This window comes from Mesorhizobium sp. M7A.F.Ca.US.010.02.1.1, from assembly GCF_004023085.1.
Taxonomy (GTDB): Bacteria; Pseudomonadota; Alphaproteobacteria; order Rhizobiales; family Rhizobiaceae; genus Mesorhizobium.
This window is the reverse complement of sequence record NZ_RZRV01000022.1, coordinates 72,725-91,308: the sequence shown is the minus strand read 5'-3', so window position 1 is coordinate 91,308 and position 18,584 is coordinate 72,725. Positions and strand designations below refer to the sequence as shown.

At 57.0% G+C, this 18,584-nt stretch carries 16 protein-coding genes and 3 pseudogenes; 4 read left to right on the top strand and 15 right to left on the bottom strand.

Going from position 1 to position 18,584, the window contains the following annotated elements; genetic code table 11:
- Positions 1-9: 9 nt before the first annotated feature.
- Complete coding sequence (locus EOA19_RS21890) at positions 10-708, top strand: OmpW family protein (protein ID WP_063169295.1); 699 nt, start codon at positions 10-12, stop codon at positions 706-708.
- A gap of 307 nt (positions 709-1,015) precedes the next feature.
- Here EOA19_RS21890 and EOA19_RS21885 read toward each other — a convergent pair whose 3' ends face one another.
- From EOA19_RS21885 to EOA19_RS21850, 8 genes and pseudogenes are all read right to left on the bottom strand, one after another.
- Entirely contained in the window at positions 1,016-1,216 is a 201-nt protein-coding gene (locus EOA19_RS21885) for a hypothetical protein (protein ID WP_244514237.1), read from the bottom strand.
- Positions 1,217-2,121: 905 nt separating this feature from the next.
- Positions 2,122-2,777 (bottom strand): annotated as a pseudogene (locus EOA19_RS21875) (IS630 family transposase); the annotation flags it as partial.
- 68 nt (positions 2,778-2,845) lie between these two features.
- A pseudogene (locus EOA19_RS21870) lies at positions 2,846-3,080 on the bottom strand (aldehyde dehydrogenase family protein); the annotation flags it as partial.
- Between the two features lie 308 nt (positions 3,081-3,388).
- Positions 3,389-3,637, bottom strand: a complete 249-nt coding sequence (locus EOA19_RS36460; RefSeq protein ID WP_063169297.1) for an aminotransferase class III-fold pyridoxal phosphate-dependent enzyme — start codon at positions 3,635-3,637, stop codon at positions 3,389-3,391.
- A complete protein-coding gene (locus EOA19_RS36455) occupies positions 3,598-3,825 on the bottom strand; it encodes an aminotransferase class III-fold pyridoxal phosphate-dependent enzyme (protein WP_263485461.1) in 228 nt (75 codons plus the stop codon). Before EOA19_RS36455 ends, EOA19_RS36460 begins: the two co-directional genes overlap by 40 nt.
- A 221-nt stretch (positions 3,826-4,046) precedes the next feature.
- Complete coding sequence (locus EOA19_RS21860) at positions 4,047-6,029, bottom strand: argininosuccinate synthase-related protein (RefSeq protein ID WP_063169298.1); 1,983 nt, start codon at positions 6,027-6,029, stop codon at positions 4,047-4,049.
- Entirely contained in the window at positions 6,026-6,970 is a 945-nt protein-coding gene (locus EOA19_RS21855; protein ID WP_082826572.1) for a DMT family transporter, read from the bottom strand. The genes EOA19_RS21860 and EOA19_RS21855 overlap by 4 nt, the downstream gene beginning before the upstream one ends.
- 657 nt (positions 6,971-7,627) lie before the next feature.
- Positions 7,628-7,846, bottom strand: coding sequence for a helix-turn-helix transcriptional regulator (locus EOA19_RS21850; protein WP_029354714.1), 219 nt, complete (start codon positions 7,844-7,846; stop codon positions 7,628-7,630).
- A gap of 109 nt (positions 7,847-7,955) precedes the next feature.
- On the opposite strand from EOA19_RS21850, the gene EOA19_RS21845 reads away from it, so the two are divergent.
- On the top strand, positions 7,956-8,222 hold the full coding sequence (locus tag EOA19_RS21845; RefSeq protein ID WP_063169299.1) for a DUF2285 domain-containing protein: 267 nt from the start codon (positions 7,956-7,958) through the stop codon (positions 8,220-8,222).
- Positions 8,223-8,660: 438 nt separating this feature from the next.
- Here the strand turns inward: EOA19_RS21845 and EOA19_RS21840 are convergent, their stop codons facing one another.
- Positions 8,661-8,894 (bottom strand): helix-turn-helix transcriptional regulator, encoded by a 234-nt coding sequence (locus EOA19_RS21840; RefSeq protein ID WP_082826573.1) that lies wholly within the window; start codon positions 8,892-8,894, stop codon positions 8,661-8,663.
- A gap of 115 nt (positions 8,895-9,009) precedes the next feature.
- Here EOA19_RS21840 and EOA19_RS21835 point away from each other — a divergent pair, with 115 nt between their 5' ends.
- Positions 9,010-9,291, top strand: coding sequence for a DUF2285 domain-containing protein (locus EOA19_RS21835; RefSeq protein WP_063169301.1), 282 nt, complete (start codon positions 9,010-9,012; stop codon positions 9,289-9,291).
- Between the two features lie 438 nt (positions 9,292-9,729).
- Entirely contained in the window at positions 9,730-10,686 is a 957-nt protein-coding gene (locus EOA19_RS21830) for an IS481 family transposase (protein ID WP_063169302.1), read from the top strand.
- 175 nt (positions 10,687-10,861) lie between these two features.
- On the opposite strand, the gene EOA19_RS21825 is transcribed toward EOA19_RS21830, so the two are convergent.
- The 6 genes and pseudogenes from EOA19_RS21825 to EOA19_RS21800 all read right to left on the bottom strand — a co-directional run bounded on the left by EOA19_RS21825 (position 10,862) and on the right by EOA19_RS21800 (position 18,247).
- Positions 10,862-11,599, bottom strand: coding sequence for a LuxR family transcriptional regulator (locus EOA19_RS21825; RefSeq protein WP_082826574.1), 738 nt, complete (start codon positions 11,597-11,599; stop codon positions 10,862-10,864).
- 870 nt (positions 11,600-12,469) lie between these two features.
- Positions 12,470-13,876 (bottom strand): aminotransferase, encoded by a 1,407-nt coding sequence (locus EOA19_RS21820; RefSeq protein ID WP_063169303.1) that lies wholly within the window; start codon positions 13,874-13,876, stop codon positions 12,470-12,472.
- Positions 13,877-14,066: 190 nt separating this feature from the next.
- Positions 14,067-14,487, bottom strand: a pseudogene (locus EOA19_RS35975) (transposase); the annotation flags it as partial.
- A 483-nt stretch (positions 14,488-14,970) separates the two neighbouring features.
- Entirely contained in the window at positions 14,971-15,477 is a 507-nt protein-coding gene (locus EOA19_RS21815) for a TIR domain-containing protein (RefSeq protein ID WP_063169304.1), read from the bottom strand.
- Positions 15,478-15,486: 9 nt separating this feature from the next.
- The gene (locus EOA19_RS21810; protein ID WP_063169305.1) at positions 15,487-16,347 is read right to left on the bottom strand and encodes a DUF4231 domain-containing protein; all 861 of its coding nucleotides are present in this window, start codon (positions 16,345-16,347) and stop codon (positions 15,487-15,489) included.
- 1,402 nt (positions 16,348-17,749) lie between these two features.
- Entirely contained in the window at positions 17,750-18,247 is a 498-nt protein-coding gene (locus tag EOA19_RS21800) for an Lrp/AsnC family transcriptional regulator (protein ID WP_063169306.1), read from the bottom strand.
- Positions 18,248-18,584: the final 337 nt, after the last annotated feature.

The window sequence follows — 18,584 nt, the reverse complement described above, 5'->3', positions numbered from 1 at the left end:
GTGAATCTCATGGCGAGAACGCGAATGGGCGTAGCGCGGGCAACAGCAGCGGCGGTGGCCCTGATCATGGTGGGACAGCAGGCCGTCGCCGCGGAGCCTGCGCAAGCAGAGACCGTCCTGGCGGAGACGGGAGCCTCGGTCACCGAAGCGCCAATCCCTTGGCAGGTCCGCCTGCGGGCGTTGGGCGTCGTTACGAAAGATCTGGGCTACGTTGATACGCTTCCCGGCTCCGGTCTTTCGTATTCGGACACGGTGACGCCGGAACTCGATATCTCGTATTTCTTCACCGACAACATCGCCGCCGAACTCATACTCGGTACCACTTATGCCAACATCGCGGGCCAAGGGACGATCGGAGGGTTGGGCAACATCGGCAAAGTTTGGCTGCTGCCGCCGACACTCACGTTGCAGTACCATTTTACCGATCTCGGCGCGTTCAAGCCTTATGTCGGCGCCGGCGTGAACTACACGATCTTCTACAACCAGGACACTGGCAGCGCTGATGCTCTCAAGGTGAAGAACACGTTCGGCACGGCGCTGCAGGTCGGATTCGACTACATGGTGGACCAGCACTGGGGCCTCAACTTCGACGTGAAGAAGCTTTTCCTGAAGCCGGACTTCGACGTCACGGTGACCGGCGCGAAGCTGACGGGGAAGGCGGAGCTCGATCCCTGGCTGATAGGCGCAGGTGTCACCTACCGCTTTTGAATATCAGAGTGAAGTCTGCTTCCCGACTGCCGGTTTAAATGAAGGGCGCCTCGCGCGCCCTTTTTTACGGTCGACACTGCAGCGCAAGACCTCATGAAGCTATTGTCGGGCGGGGTTCTCTTCCGGCGGACCAAGAAGATGCACTGGCCAACCGGCCTTGCGCCTGAGGTGGAGTGCTTAGAAGCGCTTTGGATCGGGACGGGCTTTGGTATTGTGGGTGGAATGCTTCAGCCAGACCATTTGCCAGCATCGTCTCCCGGACGTCATGTGTGAGCTTCTTTGTCAGCGCAAGGCGAACACGGATCTCCTAGCAGGCCGTTGAAGAAGTGTCCCGTTTGGCCTTGAGGATTGCCTCGTCGCCGTTGTGATAGAAGGTGATGTCGATGGAGCCGTCGTCGAGCAGTTCAGCATGGCCGTCGCCTGTGACCTCGTCCATTTCGTCGAATCCGACCCATGTGAAGAAGACCGTCGACGGGCCGTAGCCGAGTTCGAGGGTTAGATGAGCCAAACGCCAGTGGGGCGTCCTGGGGACGACGCGCGCGAGATTCTGGTCGTGGTGGCCAGCCCAATACGATGTGAGAAGTTGCTGCCGGTGCGGGTACCGGAGGTCGCCGATAGTGACAGCCGATGTTCGACAGCGGCAAGGACATGCTCAGCCGTCAACGCGCCGAGGGCTTGGCCGGGAATGGTGGTGATGGAACCAATCCAGAAAGCGGCGGCTGCCCAGGAGAACGCCTTCGCGGGACTTTGACTCCAGTCCGCACACCCTGCTCAGATAGTCCGAAAAAGAGGTCAGAAGCGGAGCATCCGGATTATTATCTACACTGGGAACAGAAGCATGGAAGCGTTCTGGAGCCACTCGCCGCGCGTTTACCAGTGCCGACACTGCTCCAAGCTGACTATCTGCCATGACCACCTGCCGAACGTAGTCCGTTGATGCCACCGGTACCCTTCGCGGTCTGCTCCAGCGGGAAGATCGGGTCTGATCGACCCTGCTGACCTGTGCGGCGGCCTCTCTCGCTAGGGCGTCCCCCTTCCTGTCGTCCTCCTCCGCCGCTTTCGGCTGCTTTCGGCCCGCCGCCCTCGCCAAGGCGTCGTAGTCGGTAAGCGCGTCCTCCGTCTCCTTTAGGGGCTTCATCGCGTGACTAGAGTTTAGCGCGTGTTTGTAGGCGGCGGACCGAATGGTCGTCGAAATGCCACTCAGCGCCACCGCAAGATGCCCTAGGGCTTCCGCCTCATGATCTGACAGCGGCACGTCACGATTAGAGCCGATTGCCCTGCCTTCTTCCAGTTTCACAATGTTTGTAGTCATTTCCTGCTCCATCGCGTTGACTGAGATACGATGGAGACGGAAGTGGAGAACAAATTTTTACAAGCAACTAAGATGATATTCTCGTCAACGGGACAATAGTGGACGTTGAGGGCGGCGAACAGGGTGGTGGTGCCGTTGCGCTTGTAGTCGTGCCTCATCGTACCGAGCCGCCCCTTCTTCATCGGCAGGCCGGGTGGGTGCGGTCGAGCGCCGGATCTGGCTCTTTTCATCGACCGACAGAACGATGGCATGGGCCGGCGCATCGAGATAGAGGCCGACGACGGCGCGCAACTTGTCGACGAACTTCGGATCATTGGAGAGCTTGAACCTGGCGCCAGCGGTGGGGTGCGAGACCATGCGCCTTCCAGATGCGCCTGACGGCGCTGGCGCTGATTGCGGCGGCTTGCGCCATCATGTCGGCGGTCCAGTGGGTCCTCTCGCCCGGCGGATCGGCAAGCGTCAGTGCCACGACGCGCTCGCCGACATCGGGACCGAGCGGCGGAATGCGCCACTGTCGCGTCTTGTCGCGCAGCAGCCCGTCACAGCCTTCCGCGGCAAAGCGCTCCTGCCAGCGCCAGACGTCGGTCTTCGACTTGCCGATGCGGCGCATGACCTCGCCGGTGCCGACGCCGTCGGCGGGCAAAAGCACTATCTCGGCGCGCCAGACATGCTTTTGCGGGGCGTTGCGATCCCTGATCAGCGCCGTCAGACGGACGCGATCGGCCGACGAAACGGTGAACGATCTTCCTGTGCGCATGCGCCAGACTCGCACGCGCAGGCCAGAAAGGGAATCTCTGATTGGACTCCTATGTCAGGCGGGAACCACTAGACGCCGAGACCGCCGATGCAGACATGTTTGGTGTCGAGATAATCCACGATGCCCTGGAGGCCGCCTTCCTTGCCGAGGCCCGATTCCTTGACGCCGCGGAACGGCACCTCCGGCGTGGTGATCAGGCCTTCATTGACGCCGGTACTTCAGTCCTTCCATCACGCGGAAGGCGCGACCGAGATCGCCGGTGTAGAAGTAGGCCGCGAGGCCGAACTCGGTGTCGTTGGCGAGCGGCGTGCCCGACCTGAGACATGGGTGACGTTTTGTACCGGACACGGATGAAGTGCACCCCTCGGGTGAGCGTTTGCTCGATAATATCCACTGAAGTGAAGCAGTCGGTCTTAATGCTGGAACTCATGCCACCCGACCGACCCGGGAATTCGCAGCAGCGGCGCCGTCGAGTGCAGAACGAATGCCGTCAACCAAGGGGTCGATCTCGCTTTCGGTGATTATATAGGGCGGACAGATTCCAAGCACTTCTCCCATATTGCGGATCATGACGCCGTGCTCGCGGCACCGCCGCTCGACATCGCCGATCCTCAGCTCGGGCGCGAAGACGCGACGGGCGCACGATCCTCGACGATCTGAACCCCCGCGATGAAGCCGCGGCCGCGGGCTTCACCGACAAGCGGATGGTCGCCGAGCGCGTCCGCGAGGGCTCCATGCAAGTGATCGCCGAGACGACGCGCCTGGGTCACGAAATCGATCTCGCTGTAGATCCTGATCGCCTCGGCGGCGACGGCCGCTATCACCGGATGACCGGAGTAGGTGAAACCGTGACCGAACACGCCGACCTTGTGGGCCTCGTCAGCGGCGCATTGATAAATCTTGTCGAGATAATGACGCCGCCAATGGGCAGGTGACCGGATGAAAGCCCCCCGGCGATCGAGAGCATGTCCGGTTCCATCCCAAATGTCTGGCTACCAAACCAGTTCCCGGTGCCTCCGAAGCCGCAGACCACCTCGTCGGACAGCATGAGGATAATTTCTCACTTTCTTGCGAAGATCGGGGGTGTCCACGGTCATTCGTATTACGCGAGATCCGCGAGGCCAAAAACCATCATACCAGAGAGGCGAAACTGCTATCTAGGTGTTTAGATGCAAGAAATTAATCCTGCATTGTTCCCGCACCAGGAACACCCGAGAGGATACCAAGCAGTATTGAACCTTGTTGAAAATGCTCTCGGCGCGCTGGGCGTTATAATTTCTCGAAGGCGATCACAAGGACGTCGCGATAAGCGTACGGCATTTTCAGGTTTTCGGCCACAATCGACGATACATCGTGAAAGGTTTCGCGGTCGTTGCAGATCACAAAATCATTCGGGGAGTTCATTTCGACCTCGCCGAGGAACTCCTTTGAGGCGTCGGTGATCATGCTCATGCCGCCGGTGACGTTGACCCGCCCAATCATATAGCAAGCAATGAAGTCCACCCCGTCCTGGTGAAGGCCCTCGGGTGCCGGTTTGCCATTTACACCATCGCGCGCGACAATCCGGTAGGGATGGATCTTGATATTCCAACGATCATGTCGGGCGGCTTCACATAGAATTCTGCAGAAACCTGTCAGAATCTTTTCTAAGACGGGATGGTCTATAAAGGAGTTTTCAAGGGGCTCGAAGTGGCGCTTGAAGCCGCCATTCAGATGATTGACACTTTTTGATTGTTCGTAGGGGGCGTGGGGTAGGAGCCTAAAGATTCCGTCAGTCGCGTCATATTCAAAAGCGCTATAGCGCCGGTAACGATATGTTCCGCCGTCACGCATGTATTCATCGAGAAGAAGTCGATTCCAATGGTCAGCAAAGTTCTTCCAGGCTGCATCAATTTCGATGCCAAAGCAGGCTTCGGCGCGCTCGCCTTTTGAAAACCACCATCCATTTGTCACCAGACCGTCAGTGCATTGTTGACTGAGGTTGGCCGGCGCCTGGGGTGCGTTGTTTTCCACGGGTGTCTCCCTTTTGGTGACTTGGCGAGGACGGAACGCTTTGGACAACGCTATGTGGGTTGCGGCTTGGTATTCCCAAAGGTCGCGGTCCCTAATGTATCTCGGCGTCCTGGCTCGGATCGACCGAGGTAAAAAGCGTGTGTGATCGACTATGTAGCTGACGCTCCCGCTAACGCCCTCGAGGGCGGATGCAATGGCCCGTTCGCACATCTGGTGAATAGTACTGCCCCATGCACCTGAAACCGCCTCTTGGGACCAGGCTTGCTCAAGCCCTTGCTTCAAAACGATTGATGCCACGTCAAGAGAAGCGGTTTCGAGGTGACGCAGCGCGTCGAAGATAATGGCCGCGGCAGGGGCCTCGCGGACTTCGAGAACCTTTTGGCCGGTTGTGATGTGTTCAAGCCCGACAAAGCGGCCGTGCCCGAATTTGCCGACCGTGTTATTCAGGAACGGGATTGCGTCGACCAATGCAACATCACGGTCATCAATTGACACGAGACTTCCGTCTGCAAACCCGAGTTTGATCTCTACCGGCTGCTCTGCGGGAATGTGGCGCGTCCAAGCAAATGCCTCCTCGGGGATGGAAAAGTTCTCGGGATCTTCCAAAGGCCCCGACTCGAATTCCCGACACCAGAGGTTTTCGTCCGCGCTCCACGTGCGGTCCGCCACAAAAGTCGCTCCACACTTGGACAGGTCGGAGGTCTTCTGTTGTCGGGATATCACAGAGCATTCATACGGACTGCCGAAGTTGCCGGAAAATCCTGAGCGCTTAATGCTATTGTTAAGGCGCGGAAGACTGTTTTGAGAAAGGTTTGCTGTATGAAGAACCAGCCGTGAGTTGATTGACCTAGCATGATTAACAACCAAAGATGCGATTATGGGACGGCTCAACGAACTGCTCAACGGATAGATGCCAAGGTACTTGGCGTGGGCTCGAATGGCTGATTTCACGCCTTGTTCGACAAAGGCATCCCGCCCTTCGAGGCAGACAAAGCGCGCGCCGAACATGGCTGCCGTCCGTTCCAACAAAGGCTGATCGATGCGCGTTCCGACATCCGCTGCGACAGCTTCAATGTTCGCAAAGCCAAGGCTTTGCAGCTTGTAGAGAAGATAGGTGCTGTCGAGACCGCCGCTGAACATGGTTGCAACTGGTGCGGTTCGGTCCGGAAAAGCCTCCAGATCTTCAAAACTCGAAATGCCGCCGATGGCGGGTTTGGTGGAAGCCAAGATGGGGTTCATTTGGATGTCCTGCTCTCAAACCAGATGCCAGCAAACGTCGCAGCGAGGACGAGGCCTGCGCCTATCAAGCTCGGTACTGTCAAAGGCTCATTCAGAAGAAGGTGCGCTAGAACGAAACCAAAAAAAGGTTCTGTTCCCATCAAGAAGCCAACCCGTGTCGGTGTGGATTTTCTCACTGCGGCATTTTGAATGTAGAATGCAGCGAGGGTGCAGAAGAGTGCAAGGAAGGCAACAGCGCCCCAAAACTGAAGGGTGGCCCTCACAACAAGGCCTGAAATTCCGAACTGAGCGACGGCCAAAACGAAAGTAAGTGTTGCCACCGTCGATCCTTGGATGGCCGTCAGGGCTGCAGATGAAATCTGCCGGCCGGCCAGAAGGCGTTTGGTGGAAACGACCATAACCGCTCGCAGAATCGCGGCCCCCAAGACAAGCGCGTCACCCGGGCTGAACCTGCTGATCCCGCCAGTGAGAATGCCGACACCGATGCACGCTATGGCAGCACTTGCCAAAATGCCCGTAGGTGGAAGTCGCCGTGATAGCCCATAGTCGATGCTCGGCGTGAAAATCACACAAAGCGATATGATCAAGGCCGTGTTCATTGCGCTTGTCGATGCAACGCCGTAAGTTTCAGCAATAAAGATGCAAAAAAGTATTGTTCCCAATGCGAAGCCGCGGATGAAATCGCCCCAGGAGACCAATGCGATCTCATGTCTTGCAGCCACTGCCGTAATGATCGTAGTAATCAGGAAGCGATAAAGAACAAGTATCGAAACCGGCGCGTAGAACAGTGCGCCTTTCCCGACCGGATAGCTCGCCCCCCAAACGAATGCGACTCCCAGCAAGGCTAGATCCACCGAGAAAGATGGCGTCCGTGTTTTCCTGACAGGTATTGGAGAACTTTCGAAAACGTCCACCTTCAAAGTTTCCTTTGTGTTAGCCATCCACCCCTGCTGCGAGGGTCAAACAGATCAGGTCGTTCAGCCTCTTGGGCGATCCGTGCCGCGGCGTACTTGTTTTTGGTAACGCAAGTGCCGTGCCGATTCGGAAAACCATTGCTAGACAACAACCTGGTCGCCTTGATAGTTCGGCGGTTCATGTCCATTGTTGTCAGAATGCCGACAATGACTTCAACTGCAGGGATCCTACCGGCAGGGCCTCAAGGCGAACACGCGGCTCCAAGATGCCGACACGATGGCTGGTTCAGCCATGCTTCGACAGTTGCCTGTTTTTTCAGTTCCTTTGCTGTTCGTGCGCTAACCGCAACGCTCCATACTAGTCTCGCGTGGCTGTCCCCGTGGGGTGGGCGGCAGAAAGCGATTAGGCCCGCTGAAAGAGGCGAACCGCATCCGAAGGATCGTAACCAAGAGAAGGACCTGAAGCGAGAGCGAAGGTTGCGGGAGGCCGCGGCGGGCCTAAAAGGCAATGCCGACCGCCCCAGGAAAGGCTGACAAAAACCGCAGCGGCCGACTGTCCAATAGGGTGCGCCGGGCCAGGGCGAGCCAAATGGCAGGGGCTGCCGGGGGACCCTAAGAAAAGCCTGGGTTCACGAGCACCCGGCGCGCGCCATCAGGCGGCCAGCTACTTGGAGGGCGGGTGTATCATGCCTGTTTGTCGGGCCGAACCAGATCCATGTGGCTGACGCCGAGGGCCAATGCCAGTTCATAGATCGTGATAATTGTCGGATTTCTTCGGCCTTTCTCCAAGCCGCTGATGTACTGCTGACTGAACCCGGAAATCTCCGCAAGCTGCTCCTGCGTCAGGCGCTTCCTTTGCCTGATCCTCTGCACATTCCGTCCGACCAACTTGCGCATATCCATGCACGCAAGCCAGCGGATCAGGCGGCTTGAGTTTATCAACTATAATATGTAATCCACATTTAGCAGGCACAGGGCTTCGCGGGTCCATTGGCCGGAGATAGAATTAGCGATGTTGCAGCCCAGATCGAACACGCCGTTCGCCGACGAGGTCCCCTGGTCGGACCGCATTACAGCCTACGACAAGGACCACTTTACAACCTATATGAGGCTCCTGGACGCCTCGGCCGACAACGCCACTGAAGAGGAAATGGCCAAAGTGATCCTCGGCATTGATCCGGCACGCGAACCTGAGCGCGCACGCAACGTTCTTCGCAGTCATCTCGACCGTGCAAACTGGGTGGTGACGAGCGGCTACAAGGATTTGTTCGCCAGTTGACGAAATGGGCGGTGCGGTCGCTTCGCTTCAAGCAACGAAGTCGCGCAACCGCCATGCATCGACGTATCACCACAGCGCGGATGGCCCAGCGCTTCGCTGTCTCATCATTTTGTCCTCCGCTCGCCAATGGCTGCTTCCCAGGAATGGGTGCGGCGGCGAATCATGACAGGAACGGGTCCGCCGTCTGAGCCGCACCGCATCCGAAGGGCCGGATGGACAACCTACTGAAAGCTCACAGCTGGCTAAGGGTTGCGGGACGCCGCGGCGGGCCTAGAAGGATGCGGCGCCACCTGCTGAGAAAGGCACAAAACAGAGCGAATTGCGAGAGTCTAACGACGCGCTAGGAGGCGCAGCGGAATGGTCGAGACGCCAGAGCCAAGAAAATCGGGGCTCGACCCACCGGCACACGGCACGCGCGGTGATGGGCGCGGGCGCCCACTACGTGCGCAGGCTCAACAGAATCTCACACGGATCAGCATCGAGGGCCGCAGTTACGTCGAGAAACTCAATGACATCGAGACGCCGTTCGCCACCCTCATATTTCGCCACGAAAGATTGCGGACGACCAAGCTTCTCAGCCACCTGCGCCTGCGTCAGCCCTTTGACATTGCGCAGTGAGATCAACTGGGCCAGAAACCGCTGGTGGCGGGGAGATCGAAGAGATTTGGGCATTTAGGTGAACCGGCAGGTAGAGACCGGCTCAGCGACTAATCCCCGTTTCGGATTATCCCATTTTGGGATATTCTGCCTTGGATCCAGCGATCAACATGCGAGGTTCGCGGCAGACATGAATCAATCAACGGGAACAGATAGGACTCAAAGCTCAACACTGCTCGACGAAGTCCCTTGGTCTGACCGTCTTACCGCCTACGACAGGGCGCACTTTACCATCTATATGAGGCTCCTGGACGCCTCAGCCGATGAGGCGCCCGAAGAGGAAATGGCCCAACTGATCCTCGGCATTGATCCGGCACTTGAACCGGAGCGCGCCAGGAAGGCGCTTCGTAGTCATCTCGACCGTGCGAACTGGATGGTGACGAGCGGCTACAAGGAATTGTTCGCCAGCTGACAAATTCGCAGTGCTCGGTCATAGAAGCGTTCCTGTGCCATTGGTCAGGCTGATCGGGGCCTGCACCACAGACGCGCCGGCAAAATGGACCCGGTGGCGAGCACAATTCAGTTCCCAGGAAATCGGGGTTTGGCAACTGTCCGAGCGTCTGACGTGATAGAAGGTTCCGCTCTGTCTGGATGGGTATTAGCCCGGAGCAGCACTCCATATCGTACCGGCGCTCGACGAAGGGTCCACCTCTTCGCTTTCAAGCCGCATAACCGATAGCCATCGCCCTAAGTCAAGGGTTAGAGATTACCGGCAGGCAGGTATGCAAGCGGGCCATCCTCGGAAACTATATAACCGCACGACTAGCTGTGAGCTTTCGGGAGGTTGTCCATTCGGACCGGACCGGGGAGACTGGAGTTACCAAGCTTCAGCACTCACCGGAGGGTCCGAATGAACATCCATAAGAATGCCCGTCTCACACCGCTGCGTCGAGAGGAGATGGCGCTGTCGGTGATAGAAGGCGCTTTCTCCAAAGCCCATGCGGCGCGTGTCTACGGCGTGTCGGCCAAGATCGTGGCGCGCTGGGTCGAGCGCTACAAGTCCGAAGGGCGGGCCGGCATGATCGACCGTTCCTCGCGGCCCGCCAATATGCCGCAGGCCACCGCTGCGTTGATCGCCGAGCGCATCATGGCGCTGCGGCGGCAACGTTGGACCGGCAAGCACATCGCCCATGAGGTCGGCGTCTCGCCCGCCACCGTTAGCCGGGTTCTCAAGCGTGCCGGACTGTCGCGGTTGCGGGATATCGAACCGGCCGAGCCGATCCGACGCTACGAGCGCGAGCATCCTGGCGAGATGATCCATATCGATATCAAGAAGCTCGGTCGTTTCGAGCGCATCGGTCATCGCATTACCGGCAAGCGCACCGGCAATGCCAGCTCGCGCGGCAGCAGTTGGGAGTTCGTCCATGTCTGCATCGACGACGCCTCCCGCATCGCCTTCTCGCAGATCCTGCCCGACGAGAAAAAAGAAAGCGCCATCGCCTTCCTCAAGGCGGCGGTGGCCTACTACGCCAGCCTCGGCGTCACGATAGCCCGCGTCATGACCGACAACGGCTCCTGCTACAGATCAAAGGCCTTCGCCAAGGCCTGCCGCGATCTCGGCCTCAAGCACGTCAGGACAAGACCCTATACACCCAAGACCAATGGCAAGGCCGAGCGCTTCATCCAGACAGCACTGCGCGAATGGGCTTATGCCATCGCTTATCCGACTTCAGATCACCGCGCCGCAGAGTTGCCGGTCTGGCTGCACAGATACAATTGGCACCGTCCCCACGGGAGCCTAAAGTCCAAAACACCTATCAGTCGCCTCGCTCTAACCGAGGACAACCTGTTGAGGCTCCACAACTAGCTCGTCAGCGACGACACACCCGCTCGAGCACCCATAGACTATGATCACCGGCGCGGACTGGAAGAATACGGCTGCATCGCCCGAGCCGGCGGAACAGAAGATCTCGGCATCCAGTCAACGCTCGATACAAAGCGCGCGATCGAATGGCCCGAGCACAAGGGGATCAAAAAGCTTCTCAGACAATTGAGGACCCTTCGGACCCCAAAAGGGCTATAGCCTGATTTTGGGTTCGCACGCCTAGCTTCTTCTTGGCATTGTCCAAATGAAAAGCGATCGTGCGTGGCTTGATACCCAAGATGCGGCCGGTCACCCAGGCTGAATTACCCCGCGCTGCCCACCTCAGGCACTCATATTCGCGGGATGTCAGCGAAACCCCATCCACTGTTCGATCGCTCGGCAATTTGCGGCGAACGCAACGATGAAAGCAGGCCGCCATCAGTTGAAGAGCTTGTTCGTACCGCTCAGCGACCCGAAGAAATACTGGACGAGGCTCATCGGCGGCAAAAGTAACCGCAGCGATGCGGCCGCGGAGATCGACAATTGGGATCGTCAAACCGCAGCAGATGCTGAATTGAGCCGCCTCATCGAATAGCTGCTGTTGAGCCGGCGACATTTTATCGCCTCCCAAATTCGATCCCCAGTGAAACGGGCAGCCGCCATTTCGAGCACGCAAGACCACAGGATCGAGTTTCTCATACTGATTTTCCAGATACTGTCTGGTCCAGCGGGGTGGATAGTTTGAAATTAACCTCGGTTTGCCGGAAGGCCGTGCTGGCAAGGAGAGGTAGGCAAAGAAGATTAGGTCAAGTCGTCCGGCCGCCTCAGCCATGGCATCCCGGAAATCTGCCTCATCGATACTCTGTGACAGTCTTTCAAGGAATGTCTCGAAAACAAGTGGCATGTGCCTCGTCATCGTCGCGCTCGATTCTTCCTCTTTCTGCACGCCTTCCGGCTGCGTCGTGTATGTCCCGACAAACGTGATTGAATTCGCGGGCGTCGCTGGGCTGACCGGGCTCCAGAATGCTGCCACACTTTCGATCTTCGTCGGTCATCCCAATCATGCTGGGCTCACCCGATGGGCGTCTGGCAGACGCCTCATGATCTCAACAGCTCAATCAGAGAATCTCCATGCATTAAATCATGACCGCCCCTGCACCGACCAAATCAGGAGAAATCATCCTGCGCTGACCAAAAGCCATCATTGACCCCAGCTTTTGCAGGAATTTGGGTCGGCATTAGCATAACAATTCGGATAGCCGCTCATCCCCCACCCGGGGCGCCGTGATCCGCAAAGAAGTGTTGCGATGCTTTCTTTTCTTTGATAGGCAAATCGTCTCAACAATATTAAAATGCCTTTCCTTGTGAACGGGGTGGCGTGTGAGTATCGTCCTTCTATATACCTGACGTGATAAAATTCACCGCAATGATTATGGCCCGCTGCAATGATGTAAAGGGCACGTCTAAGCTCAATCTGCATCGGAACGTGCAGATGACCTTTACCAGACCCTCGATCCCGCACGGGCCATAATGATACTGATTACGTGGGTCAAAAAGGGCGCCCTGCCGGCGGGGAGGTACACCCGCAGGGCGCGCCGCACAGAGGTCCTGGTCGTTGGGCAACAGGACAGCGGCGGCAGAACTGATTCGGTTACAAATCGTGACTGAAATAGCCCGGAGCATGCTCAAGATCAGATATCTGGAATTCAACAGTTTTGGGTCTGCTCGGCGCAGTAGCGCGCAGGGACATGCCTGCCTCCGGACTCGCTCCTTCGCGATCGCAAAATCATACGGCACCCTCGGCCTTCAGCGCGCGATAGGTGGTATCGACCGACTTTACCGTCGCGTCGACAATGATGTCGATCTCTTTTCGGGTAATGATCAGGGGGGGGGCATAACCGAGGATGTCGCCATGCGGCATGGCCCGTCCGATGACACCATTCTCAAACAGAGCAGCTGCAGTGCGCACCCCGACCTGAAGGTCGGGTTCGAATGGTATCCTTTGTTTTGGGTCCCGCATCATCTCTACGGCCGACAGGATACCCACTCCGCGAACTTCACCAACGATGGGATGTCCCGCCAGCTCGGCCTTCATCCGGTCTTGCCAATACGGTCCAACATCGCGGACATGCTCCAGAATATTTTTTTCTTTAAGCAGTCGAATATTGGCGAGCGCGGCTGCGGCACAAAGCGTGTGCCCCGAATATGTCCAGCCGTGGCCGAGTGCGCCGTGCTTCTCAGTTCCTTGTTCCAAAACCGACCAGACACGGTCGCCAATGATTGACCCGGAGATGGGGAGGTAGGCGGAACTCAAACCCTTTGCGATGGTCACGAAATCCGGACGCATGTTATACAGGTGGGAACCGAACTTCTCGCCGGTTCGCGCGAAGCCACAGACCACTTCATCCGCGATTAGAAGGATATCGTATTTGTCGAGCACCGCTTGAATGGACGTCCAGTACCCTTTGGGGGGCGGCACAATACCTCCTGTCCCAAGTACCGGCTCTCCGATAAAAGCTGCAACCGTTTCCGGTCCTTCGGCCAGGATCAAGGCTTCAAGCTCATCGGCACAGCGCCGGGAGAACGCTTCCTCGCTCTCCTCGACACGCGCCTGGCGGTAATAGTGCGGCGTGGTTGTATGGCGCACCAAATCCAGAGGCAGGTCGAAGAAATTGTGAAAGAAGGGAAGGCCAGTTAGGCTACCCGTGACCAATCCAGACCCGTGATAGCCGCGATTTCGCGAGATGATCTTTTTCTTTTCGGGCCGGCCAAGAATGTTATTATAGTACCAGACCAGCTTGATGTTGGTTTCGTTGGCATCGGAACCGGAGAGGCCGAAATAGACCCTTCGCATGTTCTGACCGAAATACTCGACCACGGCCTCTGCCAACAGGGCGACCGGCTCCGTACCTTGGCTGGCATAGACGTGCGCGAACGGCAATTCGTGTGCTTGCCTGGCAATGGCCTCGGCGATCTCCGTGCATCCATATCCCATGTTGACGCAGTAGAGTCCTCCGAAACCGTCGAGGCTCCTTCGGCCTTCGGTGTCCCAGATATAGACGCCTTCCGCACCGGCCATAATCCTATTTGGCGTTTCGCCTCGGCTGTGCTTGGCCAGATGCGTAGAAGGATGGAAGACGAAGCTTCTATCCTTCTCCCGGAGTTGCTCGGTTCCCAGATTGCTCAAGCGCATGTCCCTCTCCTCGCGATAAATTGGCGGAGGGCACTCGGCCAGCCACCTGTTTAGCAAATAGCATACCGGAAACGTCCCTTGAGTTTCTCGGGAATGCAGGTTATTCGCCGTGAAATTCGCGGGATCGGCCCGAATTGCCGTGAAAACTAAGGCGTCACCTTCGCCTTAGCCGAGGGTCGGGGGCGCGTCCTGCAAACACGAACAGCTTACGACGCGCATGCGCCCAGCATAGTGCCCGATTAGCGGGCGATATTGACGGATGAATAGCGCTCGGGACGCTGTTCCCGCCGGCCGCGCGAGGCACGATAGAGCGCCGGCGGCCATGTTCCGCCGAACTGCCGGTCATCCCTTACATTCTGACGGTCCGGATCGGTCTTGCCCTTCCCAAGGGTGGTAATGAGGTGATCAGGGGCAAAGCACATTCGCCTCGATCAGCAGGCAGCGGGTTCCGTGCCGCGGCACAGGCTCCAACCTGGTTGGCCAGCGCTGAGAGGCTGAGGTCGTGCCCTCGCGCATATTGATAGCTTTGGCGGTGCGGCGGCTGGTGCTCGGCAGACTTCTCGAAGGAGCATAGCCAGAAGGTTCGGCCCGGCAAAGACGCGCGGCGAGAGCTCCTTGCCATTGACATCTTGATTCGCAGCCGACCAGCGCCGCCAAGTTCTATCGTCAGCGTGTTGCCTTTCTTGCGATCGCAAATTCGTGGTTGCTGCGCAGGGCGAGCCGAGCTGCGGCTCGCAGGAGGGGGCGAGCCGACAGAATTGCGCGGCCTGAAAAGCTGCCTCCATCAATGCTGGCCGCTCGTGCAGTCTCGAAACGCTGGATCAAGCCTCAAACATCGAACAGCCGCTCCTTTTCCTCGCGAAACCAGCGCCCTCGCGCGACATGATCTTGTCTGACGATCCGACGCTTCGAGCGGGGCTCCTCTAATAGGTTGCACATGACCTGCAGCTTTCAGCCAAACTCAGCAAATCGGACGTCGTGCTCTTCTTATCATCGCTCGGCAAGCTCGGAACACGCTGGCGGACGTTGCTAAGGCTAGTCGCCGCCAGCGGATGGCGAGGATGTTTGGGCGGCTAAGTGCTTTTAGGTGGCGATTATAAGCCGAGATCGCGATAGGTGCTTTCGCCATAGCTCCTGGCGCCATCGCCACGCTGAGCGTTTGAAAGCCGATGAAATTCGCTCGGCCAATTGGCTAGCGCGTGCTTGATGGCCTTCATCTTGAACGGCACGTGCACAACACATTTGTCCCTGATGATAGGCGGACAGCTCACATCTTGTTGCCGCGAGCCGTTAAGGTTTGCTGCGATTATCGGCAGACCTAGATCAAGAGCCAATTCCATTTCCCAGCGCACGAAGCGAAAAAGGTTTTTCGTCTTCTCACCGATCAGGACAAGTACCTGGCTCGATCCATTCATTCTGTTGCGAAGATTGCGTTTAACATAATCTTCGTCCTGTGCTCGGCTCGTCATATTGTCCAGATCGTGAGCGTTCGCGAATTCAAAACTCACATTCTCGCTGGCGTTCCACCCTTTCATAAAGCGGTATGCCCAAGCGTCTTCATCGCCGTCAAATATTACATAGGTCGGATCGCTGTATGCCATTGTTGTCTCTTAGTTGTTTTGACGAGCAACCCACTGGGTGTGCTCCCGTGAGAAAGCCAGTTCGGCTTCGTTCACCGCGGCGGAGAATGCCTCATCCGAGTTGGCGTCCGTAATAAGGTCGGCAGTCAAGCCGATCTCGTGAGCTGTCAACGTGTAAGCCGATGCCAATTCGTTAAATTTCTTGATCTGGGTCCACCCAATAAGGGAGGCGGCGATGACAATTAGCGGCTCGGTCGGCCAGCCTGGCATCGCGGGGTCAGCGATGCGTACTACGATGAACGAGAATCCCAGAGCGTATGCAAAAATACCAAGGCCCATCCAGACTTTCGCGGACCTCTTGTTCGAGCGCGCCTTCTTCTCGTACCACTTCCGTTGGTCGCAGATTCGTCTCTGCAGATATAGGTCTTTTCTTTCTTTTAGCGGGGAGTCCCTTATCGACATCATCTGGTCGGTTGTTTGGGGGGATGCTGAATCGGTGCCGCTCAACGCGCTACCAAGGTGACGATTGCTATCAAGGATACCTTCCATGAGCTTTCGAAAATCAGCTCTGGCGTCAGCGGCGCGCGCGTCATCGAACGGCTGTGCTCGCATCGCGAAGCGCCAAGTCAATGTCTTCACCGACTCTGCCAGAGCTCGAGCCTGATACCAGACCTGCTCGGGCTTTGTGACCGACCGGAAAATGAGGACTCCCATTGAGCAAAGAAATACCGCAGCATAGACACCGAAATAGGCTTTTGATGGCGACAAGTCCAAAGAGAGCACCGACGCTAAAAAAAGAAGAACGTACTCTGCCCGGATCAGGCGCAGAAACGTCGCCTGCTGCTCGTTGGATGCCACGTCGGCGCTATTATAGAGTCCAGGATATTTCATTTTTGAAGCACACCAGTCTATTTTGTGGCGGTAAATTCTTTAAGCCAGGATTTGGCAAACGTGAGGTTAGCAGTCGAGCTTACAGAGCCTATTCTTGAGCGAGGCGCGGTCCCTCTGTTCATAAACAGGAATGCAGGTCCTGTCCCATCAATGTAAGGGTATAGGCCCAAAAATTCTTGCCCGGAGAATGTTTCCGAAGAATTTTTTGCCACGGGCAGAACCGCTACCGCGGTCCGAAACCCATCGAAAAAGCCAAGCTCCCAAGGCATCCATCTGGATCCTGGAGAATTGTTTGAATGCACATAGATTAGCGTCTTTGACTGCCTCATACGGGTCCGCAGCAACTCGGCGGTGGCCGAGGAGACTTTTGTGCGGTCCAGTTGTGAATCTTCGACCCAATCTACGTAAGCAGTGAACCCAAGCTCCTCGAAAATTCGCTTCACACCGAGAACGATCTCTGCGTCCTTGAAAGAATGTGACAGAAAAACGTCGAATGACGATCTGGCTGTAGCTGCGGCCGTCTCTTCCTTTAGAACGATCGATGCGGCTCTATGTCCTCGACTGGCATTCGCAACTCTTTTCAGCTCTGCCTCGGTCAGTAGCACTATTCAAATCCCCCCATGATCTGTTCGCAATCTATGAACTTGACGCCCATTCGATTAAGCGACCCTTGTCTTGTGAAAACTGGCACCATGCTCTCCAGCCGGTAGCGCAACCTCCACCTTCTCAAAGACCACGTCGGGTGGCAGGAGTGACCGGCCTTGTCACCCACCTACGCGATCCCGGCACAGCCATGCTCCTCGCTTAGAAGGCTGCGGAGACCAGCAATGTCAAACAGGACAGACGATCTCCTAATCTCGAACAGCAACGAACTTAGGACGTAAAAACGCGATCTCCGAATGTCCGCAGGCGTCGAGGGCCGGGTTGGTCGCCAAGGCCGAGCGGGCCAGCTTGCACTCCCGCTACCCGTCGGCTTGCCAAACCCTCGCTGTAGATTTCGCCCCCTACACGGATGCGCTGACCGCGACTAAGCTCAATCGCCACTGATCGCCAATCCAGGGCGAAAGTTCCCCCCTTGAAGTAGCGGTAGAGGCATTTTTCGGCACTTCGCATCTTAGATATGGACGCCTCCTCAACCAGGCACGATCCGGTTTGGCTTCTCGCCGTAACCGTGCTGGGCAAGTGCGTCCGATGGCTGCTTCGATCCTCTCCTGGAATAGATCGGTTCCAGATTGCTCAAGCGCATCGTCCTTGCTCGCGATCAACTGGCGGATAGCGCTCGGCCACCTTTTTCCAGCAATTAGTATACCGCAAATGTCCCTTGAGTTTCGTCGGAATGGGTGCCTTTTGCCGACGAATCTACGGGATCCGTGCCAAACGCCGTTGAAACTTAGCTTTTGGGTTACCGTTGCCTCAGGGCGGACAAAGGTATCGGTGAATTGGACTTCACTGGTTTCGTGACGACAAGGCTATAGTATTGATCAATCCCCAAGCCTGCCTGCAGCAGTCCCTCCATGAAATCCTGATAGGCGGCCATAGAACGAGATGCGACCCGCATCAGATAATCCACGCGCCCCCCAATTGCCCAGCAGTCCAGGATTTCCGGAATGTCTTGGATAGCAGTTTCGAAGTGTCGTTGGTCCTCAAGACGATGACGATCCAGCACGACCTCCACCATCACAAAGATCATGCCGCCGATGAGGGCAGGACTCAGCCGCGCATAAAATCCCTCAATAATCCCCGCGGCCTTGAGTGCTCGGAGCCGCTCCGAACAGGCGGACGCCGAAAGATGAACTCGTTTTGCAAGCTCACTTTTTGAAATCCGACCGTCTGCCTGAATTTCGGAGAGGATCCGCAGGTCCCAACTGTCGAGTTGCACGGGATCGGGTTTCGACTTCATAACCTATGCTCTCAGCGATGACATCGCGTTGTGTGCCGATCAATTCTATCATCAATTGAAACGAGCGAATGTAGCAGTGGAAGGCATCCGTTCCAGGCCCGAGATGTGCCAGAATGGGGTACGAAAATCAGCTGAGGGTGAGCGATCCGCTGAGAAAAGCTGCAGAAGTAATTTGGCTATCGCCCCAACGCCCAACGGGGCAATGGTGCAGCTGGAGAGAATAGTCGGCGGCGGCGGAGACCATGATAAATAGATAACCGATTTTCTTGAATCTCGCTGCCGTACTTGATAGACGCGCGACTGCATTCGACCCTCGATCGCATGGACGGCATACTCA